The following is a 17,538-nucleotide window of genomic DNA, read 5'->3' as shown; positions in this document are numbered from 1 at the left end:
GGAGGAGAGAGGCATGATAACGGCAGGGCAGATCGCAGCGGCATCACGGGGACATTTTAACCTGGAGAATCTTGACAGGGCGGCCCTGGCCCGCCTCAGGGAGATCCTGGCCGGGAGCGGCTACTGCGAGGAGAACATCTATAAGGCGCTTGGAATAGACTATTTCAACATGATCACGCTCCAGATGCTCCCCGTTTTCCTGGATTTCAGGCTCAAGGACCGCTCGCCCTTCAATGCCGTCGCGAAGTTGTTCCTCCTCTCCCAGGCGCTCCCCGGGGAAGAGGTCCTGGAGGCTCTTTTTACCAGTGAGGAGGTGGCATCCCTCACCTCGATGGGAATTCTCACCTCGGAAAGGGACCTCATTTCATCGAATGTGGACATCTACCCGGTGATGGGCTCCTTTATCGTCACTGATCACCATTTCAGCAACCTGAAATTCGGCCGCTCCGTCATGTACCTCAGCAAGGACAGCTACACCCTGGCTCGCGGCACACCCAGGAAGGCAGCGGGAAAGACCCTGGACCTCTGCACAGGATCAGGAGTGCAGGCCATTCTCGCTGCCTCCCACTCAGAGCACGTCACCGGTGTTGACATCAATCCCAGGGCCATCAATTTCGCAGAGTTCAACAAGGTATTCAACGCCGTGGAAAATGTGGACTTCATCGAGGGCGATCTCTTTGGCCCCCTTGGTGAAGAAAAATACGATCTCATTGTGGCCAACCCGCCTTTCGTGCCTGCCCCCGCGGGAAGGCAGAAGGTCTTTTTCCGTGACGGCGGTGTCACGGGTGAAGAGGTGCTGAAGAGAATTATGGGGGGAATTGACAGATACCTGGCCGATGAGGGAAAGTGCGTGATATTCACCGAGTTCGTCCAGAGCAGTGAGTGCTCCTATGTTGAGAAGGTCGCCCGCTGGGCGGGCAGCAATTTTGACATTCTGGCCCTCCAGGGAAACACCGTGCCCATTGAGCTTTATGTCATAGGCCACCTCAAGCATGACAATACCTTCGCCGAATACCGCAGGAAGATGGGGGAGTGGCTCGTGAGCGCCTATAATAACGCTATCACTTCTATTGCCGAAGGCCTCATTGTCTGCGCAAGGCCTTATGAGGGCTGCCCCTCGGTGCACCGCCTCGCCAAGGTCATCATGCCCAACAGGCCTTTCCCCGAAGAGGTCGAGGGGCTCATCGAGACGCTCCGCAGGTCGGGGCAGGGCGATGCGATTCTCTCCTACATTCCCTGCATCAACAGCCATGTGCGCTTTCTCTGGAAAGGGCGTACCCCTGAGGGCCAGGAGGTGCACCTCGCGCAGTTCAAAGAGGAGAGCCTTCTGAAGGAAGAGGAGCTCACAAAAGAGGAAGCCGATCTGCTTTGCCGGATGGATGGAAGGCGCACCCTTAAGGAAGTTGCGAGGAGCGCCATCCAGGAAGGAGCGCCGAAGACATCCATGGAGGATTTTCTCACCAGGGTGAAAAGCCTGGCGCAGAAGCACGTGATTGCCCTGAAGAATCCCTCTTCCGAGCTCATGGGCAGCATTGAGGCGACATTCCTGCTTTTGCTCATCGATCAGCCGGTGCTCCAGGAACTGCTCGACAGCGCCGGGCAGATTGCCATGAATTTCCCCATGTGAGGGGTGGGCGGCCTGCTTTCCCCCGGCCTAGCGGTGGGCTCCCGTCCCCCTTATCTCGGCTGCTTTTTCCCTGTATACCGTGAAAAGCTCCGAGAGCTCCTGGACTTCCCTCTTGATCTTCTCCTCGTCCAGGGTGGTGAAGGCCCCGTCACGCATCAGGATTTTCCCGCCCGCTATCACGTGGCGCACCTCGTTGCCGTTGGAAGCCCAGATGAGGTTCTCCATCACGTTGTCGAGCCTTGTGGGCGTGAGGTTCGGCACCGTGAGGTCCAGGAATATGATATCGGCGTCCTTCCCGGCCTCAATGCTTCCCGTATTGAAGCGCAGGAATTTAGCCGGCTCGATGGTGATGAGCTCCAGGAGCTTCTGGGAGGGTAGAAGCCTCGCGTTCTGGTTCAACGCCTTCTGGTACTGGGCGGCGCTCTTTGCTGCCATCAGGATGTTCTGGTTGTCGGCGCTCCCTGAGCCGTCAGTGGCTATGACGACCGGGATACCCATCTCCATCATCTTGATAAGGGGGGGCATGCCTGAGCCTATGATGGTATTGGCCAGGGGATTATGGACAATCTTTGTGCCTGTATCACGCAGCAGTTCAAGGTCATGGTCCGTGTTGTTCACCTGGTGGGCTATGATGGTGTTCCCGTCAAGGAAGCCGATGCTCTGGAAATATTCCGTAGGTGTCTGGCCATACTCTTTCCTGAACCACCGGGTGGTGTTGGGCTCCTCAGAGGAATGGATGTGGATGAGGGTCCCGTGATCGCGGGCCCACTGCTTGAGGGATTTGAGCTGCTCGGGGCCGTTTGAGAAGTCCTGGTCGGGGCCGGGGATAATCCAGGTGTGCTCCATGGGGCCGAAGCGGGCGATATAGTCATCGAGGCGCTTTACCGCCTCTCCGGGCTTGTCGAGGATCCTGGCGTCATAATTACGGTCCTGGCCGCCGACAGCGATGATCATCTTGGTACCGGCCTGTTTGTTGGCCTCGACAATCTCCTCGACCCTGTACTTGTTGTGGTTGCAATGGTGCACCATAGACGAGGTGATACCGTAGTAAATATCGTCAAGCCTGGCCTTGATGTAGGTGATGAAATTGGGAGATTTTCCGAAGTGCTTCTCAAGCTGCGGCCTCTCTTCGTTCATGAACCCTGTGAAGAGGTTCACGGCGTGATCGAGCCATTCGGTAAGAGGCTCATCCTTGGCGATGCCTATCAGGGGTGACTCGTGGTCGTGGCCGTGGGCCTTCACGAATCCAGGCATCACGACGCCCCTGAGGCAAGGAATATCCGGGGGATCGTATCCCCCTTCTTTCTTTGCCCCTATCACGGTGAGCTCACTGCCGCACTGGCTGATGATCCTTGCGCCGGTCTCGTCGCGGTACTCACCGGCTTCCTTGATGACGCTCCCTTCGGTGAGGACGTACCCATCACTTATCCTCTTTTCCCTCCCGAGCTTATCACTGAACGGAAGAAGAAACCTGCTTCTGATGAGCTTGTAACGGCGGTCTTGCATGGCGGCTTTACCCCTCTCAGTTTAATACTATTTATTTTCTATGGCGAGGGTCATTGTCCTGTGGAGTATCCCGCAATCAATGAATTCCCTGCCCTGTTCCCTGTAACCCAGCGCGCGGTAAAAGGGAATCACCATGACCTGGGCGTCAAGTGCTATGGTTTCAATGCCCTGCAGGGCCGCCTCGCGGTGGAGGGCCTCCATGATGAGCTTTCCAAGCCCGATACCACGGTATTCCTTGAGCACGGCAACACGCCCGATTTTTCCCTGTCCTTTCATAGTAGCCACAAGACGCGCCGTACCTGCCGCCACTCCGTCCACATAAGCCATCATATGGAGTGCGCCGCTGTCGTCGGAGTCCCTCTCAAGGTGATCCGGAACCCCCTGCTCATCGACAAAGACCTTGAGCCTTATGGCAAAGGCTTCGGAAAGATCATGCTCAGAGGTGGCCCTGCGGCAGGTGACGGTTTTACCTGGAGGCTCATGAAAATGCTCCATTGGGGATCTCCTTGGTGATGGTTCTGATTTTCTTTACTGCGGCCCTTCGTACTTTTCCTGCCCGCAGGGTGAAAGGGGTTGCAGGGCAAGAGGGAGAAATCCATGAAGCGAAAGGTGGTGTGGCAATGAAAGGATTATCAATCTCATTCAGAGCGCTCTCAAGGCTCTTTCTCGCGGGGCTTCTGACCGCTTCGCTTTTTCTCTCCGCGTCCACTCTTTATGCATTTGAGGCATCGAAGGATACTCCGGAGTTTATCAGGAAATTCAATACCGACGTGAAGGCGGCGAAAACTGACAAGGACAGGCTCAATATTGTCAAGAAATTCGTCGATGAGATAAAGACCTATGCGCTTCCTTACCCCTTCGGTGAAAGGGTGACCTTTGTCTATTTCAACGAAGGAGAGGGAAAGACTCCCCCGAAGGTCGAGGTGACCGGCGATTTCACCGGGTGGTTCAAGCCCGTCGCGATGCAGACCATAAAAGGCACAGGCTTCTATTATTACACCATGGACGATATGCCTCAGAAGGCCAGGATTGAGTATAAGTTCAAGGTGAACGGCAAAGAGGTCCTCGACCCTCTCAATCCCCGGCGCAATGACAACGGCGTGGGAGGGGAAAACTCATTTTTCTCGATGCCCCGCTATATTCCCCTCGTGGTATTTCCCGCCACAGGCCCCAAGGGAACCCTCAAGCCTCTCGAGATAAAGAGCGAGATCCTCAAGGGAAGCAGGCAGGCCACGGTTTATACGCCCCCGGGCTACGACGGGGCTGCCGGTGAAAAGTATCCTCTTCTGATAGTCCATGACGGCTCGCAGTACCTGAAGAGCGCCCAGTTCGCCGATATCGTTGACGATCTCATCGAGGCCGGGACCATCAAAAAGCTTGTCATTGTCTTCGCGGATCCCGTGGAGCGCACGAAGGAGTATGCACAGAACGCCGATTACATGCGCTTTGTGAAGGAAGAGCTGATGCCTCTCATACAGAAAGAGTACCGCGTGACAGGCAACCCCGGCGATACGGGCGTGATGGGGGCCTCGATGGGCGGCCTGATCTCACTGTCCCTGGCCTCGGCATACCCCGAGCTGTTCGGCCTGGTGGCGAGCCAGTCGGGCGCCCTGGCGCACCAGGGGACCACGCTTGTCAAGGACTTCACCGACTCTGAAAAGAAGCCTCTCAAGATATATACCGACGTGGGACTTTACGACCTTGTCTGCAAGGACAGCTCCTTTCTGAGGGCCAACAGATCTTTTGACCGCCTGCTCAGGGACAAGGGCTACGACCACCTCTACATCGAGTTCCCCGGGGGCCACCACTGGGTATGCTGGCGCGACAGGATCCCCGACGTCCTCGAGTTCCTCTACGGGAAGGGGAAATAGAAGGAGCGATGCCATGGAAACCTTTATCAAGATCTTCGTGATCTGTGCGGGGCTCTTTTCAATATGCGGAGCCCTTTTCAACTGGGAGTGGTATTTCAACCACCGCAAGGCCAGGGCCCTGGTGAAGCTTATCGGCAGGCCCATGGCGAGGGTCTTCTACTTCATCATAGGGGCAGCGCTTGTAACTCTTGGCGTGTGCTTTCACCTGGGCATCATGCCCATGCGTTAGGGTTGCAGGGACGGCCTGTTGAGGCATAGAGCAAGCCGGCCTCAGAATGTCGATGAAACGGCCTTTGCAACGCGGTCAACCATCTGCTTCCTGGTCTGACTGATGACAGGCTGCATCGCCTCCTGGGTTATCCCCATCACGGGGCCGAAGACCGGCATATTGTATGCCGTGGCGGTGCAGATATTGTCGAGCCCTTCCAGCACATTCCCGTTTTTGAAATTGTCGATGGCCTTCGAATACTGCATGTCCGCCCCTGTCATCGGTGAGAGCCTGCCGACCTGCTCGGCAAGGGCGGGGTTCCATTCGTGGAGCGCCTTGAAGCCCGACGTGTAAAGAGCCCCGATGGCGGCGGGGGGGAATACTGTCGCTGCGGCCGAGAAGATCCCTGCCTTGCAGTCAAGGTAGCCGTCAAGGGTTTTCCCCTCCTTCATCTCGTTGAGGCCATTGGCGATTCCAAGCGCGCCACCCGCTACTCCGAAGAGGGACCCGGCCTTGCTGAGGAGCCCTCCTGCAGGGCTCTTGGCGGCATTGAGAATATCATCGGTAAACTGGCCGGCGTTCTTCATACTCAATATCCCGTCTTTCCCAAGCCCTGCGTAGTTTTTTGCGAACTCCGCGATGGAACCGGCTCCGTCGGCCGATTTGAGCAGGGTGCCGATGTTGCCTGCCAGGGAGTCCCCCGAGGTGAGCGCCTTGAGGGGATCGCCGCTCTCGATGCCCTGCTTGATTTTAAGAGCGCTCTCCACGAGGGAGGCGGGATTGGCGCCGATGTTTTTCGCAATTTTCATGGCGTCAGTGGCGATATTGCTGGTGCTCTGTGATGTCTGCTGATCTGTTGAGGCTTCGCCCCTCTGCGCCTCAGGCTTCGATCCTTCCTGCTTCATGGAGGCTGCGGGATCCTGCGGGAGAAACCGGGGCTTCATGGCAGGCTCTGGACCAGGTGAAGGCAGCAGCGATCTGCCTTTTTCACCGGCGGGGCGCTCCTGGAGTTTCCCCAGGGCAGCCTGCACCTGGCCGCCGAGACCATTTTTCAGGCTGTCGAGCAGAGAGGCGCCCCGGGGCTTTTCATCGCCTTCAGGGGCTCCCGCCGTGGCTTCCGCTCCCATCCGACACTCATCGGGGTGCTCCTCTGCGCCGGGGGCATCGCCGGCACCCTTTTCAACGGGAGCCTTCTCATCGCGTAACGTGGCAGCGCCTGCCACCGGGGCGGGCTCTTCATTTCTCTTATTATTCTCTATGGGCTTTATCGAGTCGTCTGCTATGCGGCACCTCTCTCTTCCCTCATGATCCCTGTTATCTTTTCTTGTACGAGGCCTGGAGCCCCGTGAAACCCCTCTCGGCCGAGCGGTTCGACGCGCAGGCCGTGGGGTCGAAGAATTTCCACTGCCCTGTGGAGGGATCCTTGTACTCCACCCAGTAATGGCCGCCATTGTAGCTCTTGGACTTGATGTCTCCCAGGACAAGCCTGGACTGAATCCCTTTATCCTTGAGCTTCTGCATCGCCACGTCCGCGAGGTCCCTGCAGTTCCCCGATTTCTCACTCATGGTCTGGGAATTAGACTTTTTGTCGTCGTAATAGAACTGGTATCTGTACCCCGCCATCTCCCTGGCGACGTCAGCCACCCCTCCCTTGCCGGCACTGCCTCCGCCGTCAGTGTTCACCGTGCCGTTGTCAGCGGGGGGAGTGTTATTGCCGCCGTTGGCATCGTTTCCGCCATTGGCATCGTTGCCACCGTTTGTCTGATTCCCTTTGCTGGCAAGTCCCTTGAGATACTGCATAATCGCCATCATCGTTGCCATGGTGCTCTGGAGGGAATTGAGCATAGCGCTCTGTGCCGCATTGGAAAATACGCTGGCCGCATACCCCTGGGCCATGGACTGCTGCTCAAGCGATGCCGCCTGCGGAAAGAAACCGCCAGACAAGATGAAAGAGCCCGCTTCCCTGCCCAGCATGGTGTTTTCTGCCGATGCCCCCAGGGTATTCATCAGCCCTGCAGACGAGGGGGGGCCCGGAAGCCATCCCTGGGAAAACCGGGGAAGAAGAGCACCCCGCGGGCCGGGGAAAAAGCCGGTGGTATCAAGTGGATTTCCAGTCATCGGATCATCTCCTTCATGGTAAGGCTTTCTCTCACTTTTACCGCCGGATGGTGAATAAACATTGAAACGTCGTTGAAAAAAAACTGAAATTGTAAAATCATTGTGACATCAATGTGAACAAAAAGGAAATGGGGACTGCCTGGGTTAACATTCCTAGACAGGATAGAACTGCCCTCTCAGGGTCAAGGAGGCTGCCAATGAGTTACCTGGATATTCTCGGAGAAAGCGCCCATAAGAACAGGAGCCTGGTTTGCCTCGGGCTGGATCCCGTCGTAGAGGCACTGCCGGAGGCTTTCAGGAAAGAGGGCATTGTGGGGGCCCTTCATTTTTTCCTGGAGATCTTCCAGATGATGAAAAATGAAAAGGTGCTCTGTGGGGCCTTCAAGCTGAATCAGGGCTTTTACCTCGTGCACGACAGGCCTTTTGACGATGACTTCAGCGGAAGCAGGGTCCTGGCGAGGCTCATCAAGGCGATCAATGAGCTCTTCCCCGGTATCCCCGTCATCCTGGATTCCAAGAGGGGAGACATCAAGAAATCCTCGGCAAATTATGCCCTGGAAGCTTTTACCGTCTGGCAGGCCAATGCAGTGACGGTCTCACCTTATATGGGCTCCGATTCGGTGTCCCCCTTCTCTCACTTCTGCAGCCACAGCGATAAAAAAGGCATCTATGTCCTGAACCGCAACTCCAATCCGGGAGCCAAGGATTTCCAGGACCTCCCCACGGTCCATGGAAAAGAAAAGATGCCCTTATACAAAGCCGTGGCGGAGAAGATCGCGGAGTGGGCCGAGAAGCACCCCGGTGTCGGCGCCGTCATAGGCGCCGTTTCGCTCCCAGAGCTCCGTGACCTCGCGGGCTTTTACCATGACAAAAAGATTCCACTCCTCATTCCAGGAGTGGGAAGCCACCATGGGACCGCAAGGGAAGCAGCTCACACGCTGAGATCGGCGGGATATGAGCTATCACTCGTGAGGATTAACAGCTCGCGGGGAATCACCCACCACTGGCACAGGACAGGCGAGCTTCCTCCCGACAGGTGGGAGCACTCAGTCGTTGATGCCCTCAGGTCCTTCAACCACGCCATAGATTTCAGATGACCCATGGGTGCCCTCAGCGCCATGAGCCAGAGCGGAGACCGTTCTCCCTGCCAGGGCTTGCTATGAAAGGCCTTCGATGCCCAGGAGCCTCACCTTGCCATATTGACATGAAAGCTGCAGTAAGGTATACTAAAGAAAGAAGTAAATAATGTAAGCAGTAATTGGTGTTATTAAAAATCGTCGCCGCAGAGGGGGGGTAGATGATGAGTTTTGATATTCACGAGATCCAGGCCCGGGGACTGTCATTCCAGGAACAGATCAATGTCCTGCAGAGCAGGCGCGCCGGGCGCACGGAGCGCCAAGATGATGCTGTTCAGCCTTCCGACGAAGGCCTCACCGTTGAGGAGGCATTTCGGCGCACCGCCTATATGGACGGAGCCCTCGGTCACATCGAGTCCCTCCGTTATGGCACTGCTTTTCCCGATCTGGCATCACTGGCAGGCACCGGCACCTCGATTGATGAGGATGCTTCACAGGAGCCACCTTCCTCGCAGGCTCCAGCGGCACCGCAGCCTTCAGCCACTGATGCGCAAAGAACGGGGGCCGCCATGGTGGCAGGTCCCGCAGGCCTCGCGGCACTGGAAGCCCCTCAGCCCCTTCCCTTTACGAGAAACACTGACGATAACAGTGAGAACAGGGAGATCAAGGCCCGCTATGCCACCCTCCAGCGCCTCGTGACGAGTGGTGACCCGGATTTCGGCCCGTCGAGAATCCTTGAGAGGAAGCATGAAAACGGTGAAACCAGAATCCTTGAGCTTTCAGAGGAGCTGACCTCTCAGGCACAGCTTGCGCAGGTGATGACAGGCTCAACAGGTTCCGGCCTGGACCCCTTTCAGGGTCATGCCCACAGATCCTTCATCCGCTCTGATGACGGGAACAGGATGTCTTACTATGACAGCTCCAAGAAATACGCAATATTCAGGGATGGCAGCAAAATTGAGTACAGAGATCTTTACCGCGAGACCAAAACCATCTATACCGTGGATGCCCGGGGAAACGTGACAGAGCAGGAGCAGGACCGTGAAGGAAAAACCATAAGAACCACCGTCGCGGCTTCTGACGGCAGCACGAGACACCTCAATGCGAGAGGCGAAGTGACGGAAACGAGGCCCGCTGACCCGTCAATGGCCGATTACGGGAAGATCGTGGACAGGTTGGCCTCTTTCAAGGATAACAGCGGTGGGACAAGAGCCCTCACCGAGGAACAGCGTTATAACCTCACCGCGGCCCTCTCGCGGTACGACCTCAAGACTCTGGAAGCCCTGGAAAAACAAGGCGTGCGCATCGATGTGCTCGACCACACGGGCCCTCAGGCACCGGGAGGGTGGCCCCGCACGGCGAGGGGCCTCTACCAGGAGCGGGAAAAGAGGATCACACTCAGGGAGACGGACCTTGGAGGCGGCGGGAGCCTCAGCGGTCTGGGAACGGCCCGCCATGAAATGGCCCATGCCCTCGATGACATGCTTGTGCCCGATCAGGACAGGAACAGCCCTCTTTCAGCGACAACGAATGATCCTGCGCTGCGGAAGATTTATGATGATTACAAGAGAAGGACAGGCCTCATGAATACCGCGGATATGATGAACATGGGTATGTCCACCGGCGGGGGAGGAGCAGAGAGCCTGGGCCAGGGCGACCGCTCCCTCGTGTGGAGCGACTATGCGGCAAAGGATCCTTCCGAATACTTTGCCGAAGGGACCCGTCTTTATCTCGGGAGTGACAGGGAAAGAGAGACCCTCAAGAAGCTCGATCCAGGCCTTTACAGTTATGTGGAGAAGCTGCTTGCCCGCGCCCGCGGGAATTGATTAAGGGGGGGAGCCATGAAAATCAATGACACCCGTTTTGTCCACCTGGTAGCAGACCAGGGCGTCATCAAGGACAAAGAAAAGAAGCTCGAGAAGGAAAACGAGGAGCCCCAGGCCGACGCCTATGAGTCAGGAGAGGGGAAGCCCGCTCTCATGGACCCTGAAAAAATGCTTTCCCTTGTGAAGCAGAAAACCTTCAACCTGGGCGATGTGAAGGATACTGTCGAGGAGCTGAAACAGGCCAGGGGCTTCAGGGCAAGCGAGGAGGAGCTTAAAGCCATAAGAAGGGAGCTCAAGGAGCTCCATGGCGAGATTACCTCCACTGAGTGGAAAAACATTGCTCCCTCCGACAGGAAAAGACTTGAATGGATCAGCCTCGCCGAGGCGGGAGTGAAAGATTCCCTCGAGGGAATAAGAAAAAATCACAGGACCACGCAGTGGGAGCAGATTGCCGCCGGGCAGGGCGGAGAGATTCCCGCGACCTATGAGCATTATTTCAGGGAGACCCAGGTCCCCGCCGGGGAGATGCGGGAGATACTGAAGCTTGCCGGGGATCTGAACAGCCCGGGCTCCGCCATGAAGCTTCAGGGCAACGAGACCACGCCTCTCATGAGGGGAGATATCTGGGCAAGGAAGATGTCCCTCCTTGACAGGGCCGTGAAGGAGCCCGTACAAGAGGGAAAGCCTGTCGAGATAGACGCGGAATATTACGAGATGAGCAGCCCCGCGATGATAGGGCGCCTGACCTGCGCCGCGCAGGCAGGCGCAAAGGTCCGCGTCGTGCTTGACCCCGGCCACCTCCAGGGGACGGGGAAGAAGAGCTTTGACGGCACCTCTCTCGCGGTCCGTGCCTCGACGGTGGAGCAGCTTCTGAGGGACAACGAAGAAAGGGACATGGCCGTCACTCTCTATCCCAACAGGGAGCAGCTCGGAGGCCGAGACGAGATAATGCACCGCAAGATCTTCAGGGTAGGGGAGGAGGTCGTCTTCGGCGGCATGAACGCCAACGAGGGCTCCGGCGAGAACATAGATTTCGGCATGGCCATAAGGGGCCCTGCGGCCAAGAAGCTGGGAGAGGAGTTCAGGGAAGATGCCGCCACCTCGGCGGGAAAGTCCCTCGAGGATATTTACGGCAATCAGCTTGAGCTGCTGAGGGACGAAGAGACCTCGGTGTCGCTCTCGAAGTTCGGGTTTGAAAGCATGCTCTCGTCGTTCTACGGCTCCCGCGCAGGGCTTACAGAAGCCGAGAGCCGTTCCGGGCGCGTCGAAAAGCTTCTCGCGGCGGCAAAGCAGGGAGGCATCAAGCCGGCGATGCTGGGGGAGTTCCCCGATACCGACGGCGACGGGAGGGTCTCCACCATTGACGTGAGAGATTTCCTGGTTTCGGGCGGCGGGAAGAGCGTGAAGCTCACCGAGGCCGGTAAGGAGCTGCTGGCCTCCAGCGTTGAGTCAACAGTGGCTCGCATAAGCAAGAAGAAGAATGTCGCCGCTTTCTCTGACAGCGCTCCGCCGGAAGGCACTGTAGAGGACGGAGCAAGGGCAAAGGATGTCCTCGCCGTGGGAAGCTCGGGCGTCGAGCGCCAGGCCCTGGTCCTCAACTCAATCGCTTCAGCCGAGAAATTCATCAAGGTGTCGGCCTTCGTACTCAATGATGACATGGCGAAGCTCCTCATCGAGAAGAAGCGTGAAAAAGAGGCCCGGGGTGAGAAGTTCCAGGTGCAGGTCATCATGGATCCAGGCCTTTACGGGTACGGGGGCACCCCGAACGAGGCAGCTTACAAGCGCCTTGAAGACGGCGGCGTCGAGGTGAAGTGGTCGCTCCTTGACAGGACCAGCCCCGCCCATGACAGGAAGAATCACAGCAAGCTCATCATTACTGACAAGATGATTCTCACGGGGAGCACCAACTTCTCTGCCAAGGGGCTCCGCAACAACTGGGAAGTAAACGATATCGTCTATTTCAACGAGGATGACCCCGGGAGCATGGAGAAGCAGGCCGAAGTGGTGCGCGACTACGACGCGATGTGGAAGCGCGAGGCCATAGGCATCAATACAAAAATACCGGCGGCGCGCCGTTACGAAGACTACCAGGGCGACGACAGGGAGCAGAAGACCGACCGCTACCGCACAAAGCTGGTGCGGGAGTTCTGCGAATCCATCGAGGAATACGAGAAAGAGATAGGGGCGAAGATCAGCGCGGCATCCTCAGATAAGGGAATCCGGGAGAGAGTGGCGGGCCGGGTGGCCGGCGGCGAAGATAGCGGCTATGCCATCCTGAAGTGCTTCACCGCTCAAGAGCTTGATTCCATGAGGGCTTCGCTTCCCTCATGGAGGAACCTCCAAAATCTCCGGGCCGGCCGGGAACCCCAGGGATGAGGCATCCTGCCGGGATGGCGCTCCCTCCTCCTATCTGCTGCGAGGCTTCAGCAGGAAATCCCTGGTGAGCTTCTTGGTCGAGCCGGTGAACTTTGCCGTCGAGAACCAGGGGCGCTCCTTATCTTCACGGGTTATTCTCTTCATGGCTTCGTCATCACCGTAGGTCGCCGTCTGCGGCTTTCCCGGCGCCTTCTCGCCGGTATAGCCGGGCGCCATGAATTTCACTATCTCATCGGATACGGCCTTTATCTCCAAGGGGCTCACCTGGAACTTGATGGGATGGGCATAATCCGCCTTCCCGGAGAAGGTGTAAAATCCTGATTTGAAGCCTGTACCGGTGCCCCAGATGTCGGTCCTGGAAGGGGTGAAGAGGTAGAGGGCCACGTCGGTGTCGCCTTCGGAGAGGGTGGTGACCTTCAGGGGGAAGTAGAGGGAGGGGCTCTTGAACTGATACAGGATAGGGGCGATGGAGCGCTTTTCCGTGGTGAGCTCTATCACGTCAAAGACATAATAGGAATAGCCCCGGTCAAGGTAGTCTTTTACAAGGGGATGCAGGCGCGCCACGTCTTCCGGCATATACTGGAGCTGATTCATCGTGTAAAACTTTTTGACCCACTCGCCAAAGCCGTCAAGATGATTGATTTTTGCGATATTGATGTCGTGGGCTCCGATCTTCTTGTGAAAGACAATTTCCACGGAAGGCTCATGGGATGAATCTTTCTGTGCACTTTCAAGTGCACGGCCAGGGGACTTCCCTTCTGGAACTGCCGGGCGATGGTTTGAGATAAGGCGGGCTATCCCCTGGAAAACCTCCTCCTTTGCCTCCTCGACGCGCGACGGCTTCGAGGGGAGGGGCATGAACTCAAGCACCTTTGACTTGGCGCTTGCATATTTGTCGGTAGAGAGGATCATGAGCTCCTCGCCGTTTCTCCAGCATATTATGGCCTTCTGGCCCGCATCGAAGACATCGATGTTCTCCTTCATCGTCGGCGGCCTCAGCACAAAGGAGCCGCGGTCGGCAGAGGCAGGGCCGCATAACGCGGTGACAAGCACTATACATGAAAGGCTGAAAATCATCACTGCAGTGAATGGAACAAGAAAGCTCTTTTTCATGGGGCACTCTCCTTTACCGGTCATATTGACAGAATTCTCCCCGCCGGCCCCATTTCCTCTTGCGGCAAAGCACCCGCACCTTTCGTGTGAGGCCCCGGTCCGCTCTCTACCAGATGCTCACCTGGTTTCAAAGATTTTATCCTGGCGGTCCTGGAGGAAGACCCTGTCGAAGTCACTCTTCGAAGCACCCTGGAAATGTCCGAGAGCCTCTTTCCTGCAGTCGGGGCAGGATTTGCGCGGGACGTGCACGGCGCGGATACGGTACCCGGTTTCGGCAGACGACGAGTCTATGACCCAGGACCCCGGGCAGTCTCCGCAGAGGCGCAGTCTTTCCTGCTGATATTCAGTGATGCCGTCGGTGTCGTAGAATATGGTGCGGGCCTGCTCATCATAACGGTTTACGCCCCGGAGCCTCACCGCATTTTCCCTGCGGTGCTCCCAGAGGACCGTCAGTTTCCCGCAGAGCTCCCTGCAGTAGTCCATGATTTCTCTCTGGGGCTTGAAGGACTGCAGGTCCCTGTCAGGCTCCTTCACATGAGAGAAGTCCATCCCCGCCATGGCGAGGATAATCCCCGTATTTACGTAAGGGAGGGCTCCCTCGATGGAATAGCCCCCCTCCAGCACGGCGATGTGGGGGGATAGCTTTCTGTTCAGCTCCGCGTAGCCCTGTGCCGTGAGCATCATGTTCGTGATGGGATCGGAGTAATGGTTGTCCTGCCCCGCTGAGTTGACAATGATCTCGGGCCTGAATTCCTCAAGGACGGGCAATACCAGGTGATCCATCACGTAGAGGTAACCGTCGTCGGACGTAAAGGGGGGGAGGGGCACGTTGAGGGTTGTGCCATAGGCGCCCAGGCCGCCAAGCTCGTCGATGAAGCCTGACCCCGGGTAGAGGGTTCTCCCGTCCTGGTGGAGAGAGATGAAAAGGGTGTCGGGATCATGCCAGTAGATGTCCTGGGTGCCGTCGCCGTGGTGGCAGTCCGTGTCCACGACGGCGACCCTGTCCACGCCGAAGGCATCGCGGATATACTCTATCATGATGGCTTCAATGTTGATGTTGCAGAAGCCCCTGTTCCCGTGGACGACGCGCATTGAGTGGTGCCCCGGGGGACGCACCAGGGCAAAGGCACAGTCAGCCTCGTGGCTCAATACAAGCTTTGCCGCCTTGATGGCGCCGCCTGCGGAGATCATGTGGGACTCCGTGGTCCTGCTCTTTACATCGGGCACGCAGAAATGGACACGCTCCACGTCCCGTTCCACGGCGATGTCGGGCCGGTATTCCCTGATCCCCTCGATGTCCAGGAGGCCTTCCTCGGCTATCTGGTCCTGGGTGTAGAGGAGGCGCTCCTCTCTCTCCGGGTGCGTGGGGCTTATGGCCCAGTCATAGGCCGGGAAGAAGACGAGAGCCATTTTTTTCGGTGATTTCAGCATGGGCTCTCCTCCTTGATCAGTGAGCCCGTGAGGCCCGGCCTTGTCTGCACCATGACCCTGATGGTTCTGCCCGCCGTGGAGTATCCCCTCACCATCGAGAACTCCTGGGATTCCAAGAAGTCCGGAGTGACATCGCTTTCGGAAGCTCCCCGCGCAATGGCTTTTTTCACAAGAGCGGAGGCTGCAAGCTCCTCCATTTCCCTGAGCCTGGCGCCCCGCTCCACTGGTCCATAAAATCCGTCCTCGGCGATGGCCGCGTAACCTCTCTCAGTATCGGCTATAAGGGTGATCTCTGCCGTAATGCGCGCCAGGGAAGCGCCAAGGGCATTGGCCACCTCGAAGTGCCGCGGCGTGAGGACCGGCATCCCAAGGGCTTCCTCAAGCCAAGGAGCCATTGCTTCCGCGGGACCTCCCACTGCGACAGCGGATTCAGGGATGATGTGCTCGCCCTTTATAAGTTCATGAATCGTGTAGACGGGCCGTGAATTGACATCATTGACAAGAGTCCTTGCCGCGGCGGCGATATGAGAGGCTGCCTGCCTTATGATCTTCTGCGGCGTCTCATCGGGAGAGAGGGATGCTGCACCGGCCAGGCGTGCCATCGCTTCCTGTGCTTTCTCCCTTGACCCGGGGGCTGCCGCGCCCCCGGCCATGAGGGCGTCGGTAAGGGCAGGGGCAGGCCCTCCCAGGCACATGGGCAGGCCCTTTCTCAAGGGGCCCACTTTGAAGCAGGGGCCCTCGAAGGTGACTTCGCTGTCGCCTCCTATGCCTATTGACTGGGAAAGCAGGCCCCGCACGAGGGTCAGGTGCCCTCCGAGAGTGATGCCATGGGGCTGAAAGAGGGGCGATCCCTTGTGAAAAAGGGAAATGTCGGTAGTGGTGCCTCCCATATCGAGGCCGAGAAAGGATTTTTCTTCTGTAAGGGCCAGGAGTCCCATGATACTTGCCGCAAGGCCAGAGAGAATGGTATATACAGGGACCTCCGATGAAGCATCGAGCTTCATGGTGCCGCCATCGGCTTTCAGCACAAAGAGGGGAGCCGTGATGCCGATTCCTTTCGCCGCCTTCTCCAGCCCCTCTGTGAATTCCCTGTGAAGGCGCCATACGGAGGCATTGAGAAAGGCTGTGGCAATTCTCCGGGGAAAATTGAGGGTGCCCGAGAGAAGATGGCCCATGGAGACAAAGGGGAAGACTCTTCCTGAGAGTTCCCTGATGGCAAGCTCATGGGAGGGGTTTCTCGTGGAAAACTTTGTAACGGTCCCAAGGGAAGAGCCTCCTGCATCTTTTATGGACCCGAGGGCCTTTTTCACTGCATCCTCATCGAGGGGAAGAAGCTCCCGCCCGCGGTGATCAAGGGCTCCCTTGACGAGGTGGAAATTGCTGCCGCAGGAGAAGAGCGAGGCATCGAGGCCGGGGCCGCCGGCGACTATCATGCCGGCCTCCTCAAGGCGCCCCTCGACGATGGAATTTGTGGAGAGCGTGGTGCTCACGACGACCCTTGTGACTTCCCGGGGATCAATGCTTTCCAGGAGCTTTCCCAGGGCGCTGGTCACCGAGGGGAGGATCCCCCCTTTTTCGTTGGAGGACTTCACTTTCCGTGCGATGCGGAACTCTTTGAGAAGGACGGCATCAGTGTTGGTGCCGCCTATGTCGATGCCGACAATCATTGTCCAGGCCCAGGACCAGGCCCAGGGCCGGGATCAGGGCCGGGATTGAGGGATGGGGGAACAGGGCAGCCGAAGAATCCCAGGATGCCCTTGGTGACGGCGAGCGCTATCTTTTCCTGGAAAGCGGAATCCACAACGAGCGCTTCTTCCGAGGGGTTGCTGATAAAGGCAGGCTCTATGAGGGCCGCGGGCATATCGGCTTCACGGAGGACCTGGAAGCCCGCCTGCTTGACGCCCCTGTCCTTGAGCCCTATTGTCTGGACCAGGTTGGTCTGGAGCTCCGTGGCGAGCTTCTTGTCCTCGCTGTCACCCTTGGTGTACCAGAAGGTTTCGGTGCCCTCGGCCAGGCGCTTTTTCTTCGCCGCCGAGTTGAAATGCGTCGAGACAAAGATATCGCACCCTTCCTTCTCAGCAATCTCTGTCCTGTCATGGAGAGAGATAAAGGTGTCGTCTCCCCGCGTGAGAATCACCTCGGCGCCGCATTTTTCCAGGTCAGCCTTGGTCTTGAGGGAAACCGCCAGGTTCATGTCCTTCTCATCGGTGCCGGCGGGCCCGTGGGCTCCGCCGTCCTTCCCGCCGTGGCCCGCGTCAAGGCAGATCTTTTTCCCCTTGAGGGGCAGCTCTGGCTCCTGCCCTGGAGGAGGAGTGGCTCTGAAGGAGGGAATGTTTGACATGGTGATAAGGCTCCCGCTCATTTTATTTTGAGGCTACAGTATCAT

Annotated in this window: 14 protein-coding genes; 6 read left to right on the top strand and 8 right to left on the bottom strand. The window is 57.6% G+C overall.

Annotation, left to right across the window (positions count from 1 at the left end; all coding sequences use genetic code 11):
* Positions 1–13 precede the first annotated feature (13 nt).
* A complete protein-coding gene (locus RDV48_27560; protein ID MDQ7826591.1) occupies positions 14–1,627 on the top strand; it encodes a class I SAM-dependent methyltransferase in 1,614 nt (537 codons plus the stop codon).
* Positions 1,628–1,654: 27 nt separating this feature from the next.
* Here RDV48_27560 and RDV48_27555 read toward each other — a convergent pair whose 3' ends face one another.
* Positions 1,655–3,133, bottom strand: coding sequence for an amidohydrolase family protein (locus RDV48_27555; GenBank protein ID MDQ7826590.1), 1,479 nt, complete (start codon positions 3,131–3,133; stop codon positions 1,655–1,657).
* A gap of 27 nt (positions 3,134–3,160) precedes the next feature.
* On the bottom strand, positions 3,161–3,628 hold the full coding sequence (locus tag RDV48_27550; protein MDQ7826589.1) for a GNAT family N-acetyltransferase: 468 nt from the start codon (positions 3,626–3,628) through the stop codon (positions 3,161–3,163).
* A 125-nt stretch (positions 3,629–3,753) separates the two neighbouring features.
* Here RDV48_27550 and RDV48_27545 point away from each other — a divergent pair, with 125 nt between their 5' ends.
* Positions 3,754–5,004, top strand: a complete 1,251-nt coding sequence (locus tag RDV48_27545; protein MDQ7826588.1) for an alpha/beta hydrolase-fold protein — start codon at positions 3,754–3,756, stop codon at positions 5,002–5,004.
* A gap of 13 nt (positions 5,005–5,017) precedes the next feature.
* Positions 5,018–5,233 carry an immunity 17 family protein gene (locus RDV48_27540; GenBank protein MDQ7826587.1) on the top strand — a complete coding sequence of 72 codons (216 nt, stop codon included), beginning with the start codon at positions 5,018–5,020 and terminating at the stop codon, positions 5,231–5,233.
* 41 nt (positions 5,234–5,274) lie between these two features.
* Here the strand turns inward: RDV48_27540 and RDV48_27535 are convergent, their stop codons facing one another.
* Together RDV48_27535 and RDV48_27530 are read right to left on the bottom strand one after the other, a co-directional pair.
* Complete coding sequence (locus RDV48_27535; GenBank protein MDQ7826586.1) at positions 5,275–6,435, bottom strand: hypothetical protein; 1,161 nt, start codon at positions 6,433–6,435, stop codon at positions 5,275–5,277.
* 91 nt (positions 6,436–6,526) lie between these two features.
* Positions 6,527–7,330 carry a transglutaminase domain-containing protein gene (locus tag RDV48_27530; protein MDQ7826585.1) on the bottom strand — a complete coding sequence of 268 codons (804 nt, stop codon included), beginning with the start codon at positions 7,328–7,330 and terminating at the stop codon, positions 6,527–6,529.
* A 197-nt stretch (positions 7,331–7,527) separates the two neighbouring features.
* Here RDV48_27530 and pyrF point away from each other — a divergent pair, with 197 nt between their 5' ends.
* The 3 genes from pyrF to RDV48_27515 all read left to right on the top strand — a co-directional run bounded on the left by pyrF (position 7,528) and on the right by RDV48_27515 (position 12,608).
* A complete protein-coding gene (gene pyrF, locus RDV48_27525) occupies positions 7,528–8,427 on the top strand; it encodes an orotidine-5'-phosphate decarboxylase (GenBank protein ID MDQ7826584.1) in 900 nt (299 codons plus the stop codon).
* A gap of 200 nt (positions 8,428–8,627) precedes the next feature.
* Positions 8,628–10,232 (top strand): hypothetical protein, encoded by a 1,605-nt coding sequence (locus RDV48_27520; GenBank protein MDQ7826583.1) that lies wholly within the window; start codon positions 8,628–8,630, stop codon positions 10,230–10,232.
* Positions 10,233–10,247: 15 nt separating this feature from the next.
* Complete coding sequence (locus RDV48_27515; protein ID MDQ7826582.1) at positions 10,248–12,608, top strand: phospholipase D-like domain-containing protein; 2,361 nt, start codon at positions 10,248–10,250, stop codon at positions 12,606–12,608.
* Between the two features lie 30 nt (positions 12,609–12,638).
* Here RDV48_27515 and RDV48_27510 read toward each other — a convergent pair whose 3' ends face one another.
* The 4 genes from RDV48_27510 to RDV48_27495 form a co-directional block, all read right to left on the bottom strand.
* Positions 12,639–13,721 carry a DUF2330 domain-containing protein gene (locus RDV48_27510; protein ID MDQ7826581.1) on the bottom strand — a complete coding sequence of 361 codons (1,083 nt, stop codon included), beginning with the start codon at positions 13,719–13,721 and terminating at the stop codon, positions 12,639–12,641.
* A 117-nt stretch (positions 13,722–13,838) separates the two neighbouring features.
* Positions 13,839–15,152 carry a histone deacetylase gene (locus RDV48_27505; GenBank protein ID MDQ7826580.1) on the bottom strand — a complete coding sequence of 438 codons (1,314 nt, stop codon included), beginning with the start codon at positions 15,150–15,152 and terminating at the stop codon, positions 13,839–13,841.
* A complete protein-coding gene (locus RDV48_27500; GenBank protein ID MDQ7826579.1) occupies positions 15,146–16,819 on the bottom strand; it encodes a hydantoinase/oxoprolinase family protein in 1,674 nt (557 codons plus the stop codon). Before RDV48_27500 ends, RDV48_27505 begins: the two co-directional genes overlap by 7 nt.
* On the bottom strand, positions 16,816–17,493 hold the full coding sequence (locus tag RDV48_27495) for an N-acetylmuramoyl-L-alanine amidase (GenBank protein MDQ7826578.1): 678 nt from the start codon (positions 17,491–17,493) through the stop codon (positions 16,816–16,818). Before RDV48_27495 ends, RDV48_27500 begins: the two co-directional genes overlap by 4 nt.
* Positions 17,494–17,538: the final 45 nt, after the last annotated feature.

Source organism: Candidatus Eremiobacterota bacterium, from assembly GCA_031082125.1.
Classification (GTDB): domain Bacteria; phylum Vulcanimicrobiota; class CADAWZ01; order CADAWZ01; family Ess09-12; genus Ess09-12.
The sequence above is the reverse complement of the archived record's forward strand: the minus strand, read 5'-3'. Positions and strand labels throughout refer to the sequence as shown.

Bases quoted from the DNA above. Each gene is read 5' to 3' on its own strand.
- RDV48_27560 (MDQ7826591.1), top strand. From the start codon at position 14: ATGATAACGGCAGGGCAGATCGCAGCGGCATCACGGGGACATTTTAAC.
- RDV48_27555 (MDQ7826590.1), bottom strand. From the start codon at position 3,133: ATGCAAGACCGCCGTTACAAGCTCATCAGAAGCAGGTTTCTTCTTCCG.
- RDV48_27550 (MDQ7826589.1), bottom strand. From the start codon at position 3,628: ATGGAGCATTTTCATGAGCCTCCAGGTAAAACCGTCACCTGCCGCAGG.
- RDV48_27545 (MDQ7826588.1), top strand. From the start codon at position 3,754: ATGAAAGGATTATCAATCTCATTCAGAGCGCTCTCAAGGCTCTTTCTC.
- RDV48_27540 (MDQ7826587.1), top strand. From the start codon at position 5,018: ATGGAAACCTTTATCAAGATCTTCGTGATCTGTGCGGGGCTCTTTTCA.
- RDV48_27530 (MDQ7826585.1), bottom strand. From the start codon at position 7,330: ATGACTGGAAATCCACTTGATACCACCGGCTTTTTCCCCGGCCCGCGG.
- pyrF (MDQ7826584.1), top strand. From the start codon at position 7,528: ATGAGTTACCTGGATATTCTCGGAGAAAGCGCCCATAAGAACAGGAGC.
- RDV48_27520 (MDQ7826583.1), top strand. From the start codon at position 8,628: ATGATGAGTTTTGATATTCACGAGATCCAGGCCCGGGGACTGTCATTC.
- RDV48_27515 (MDQ7826582.1), top strand. From the start codon at position 10,248: ATGAAAATCAATGACACCCGTTTTGTCCACCTGGTAGCAGACCAGGGC.
- RDV48_27510 (MDQ7826581.1), bottom strand. From the start codon at position 13,721: ATGAAAAAGAGCTTTCTTGTTCCATTCACTGCAGTGATGATTTTCAGC.
- RDV48_27505 (MDQ7826580.1), bottom strand. From the start codon at position 15,152: ATGCTGAAATCACCGAAAAAAATGGCTCTCGTCTTCTTCCCGGCCTAT.
- RDV48_27500 (MDQ7826579.1), bottom strand. From the start codon at position 16,819: ATGATTGTCGGCATCGACATAGGCGGCACCAACACTGATGCCGTCCTT.
- RDV48_27495 (MDQ7826578.1), bottom strand. From the start codon at position 17,493: ATGTCAAACATTCCCTCCTTCAGAGCCACTCCTCCTCCAGGGCAGGAG.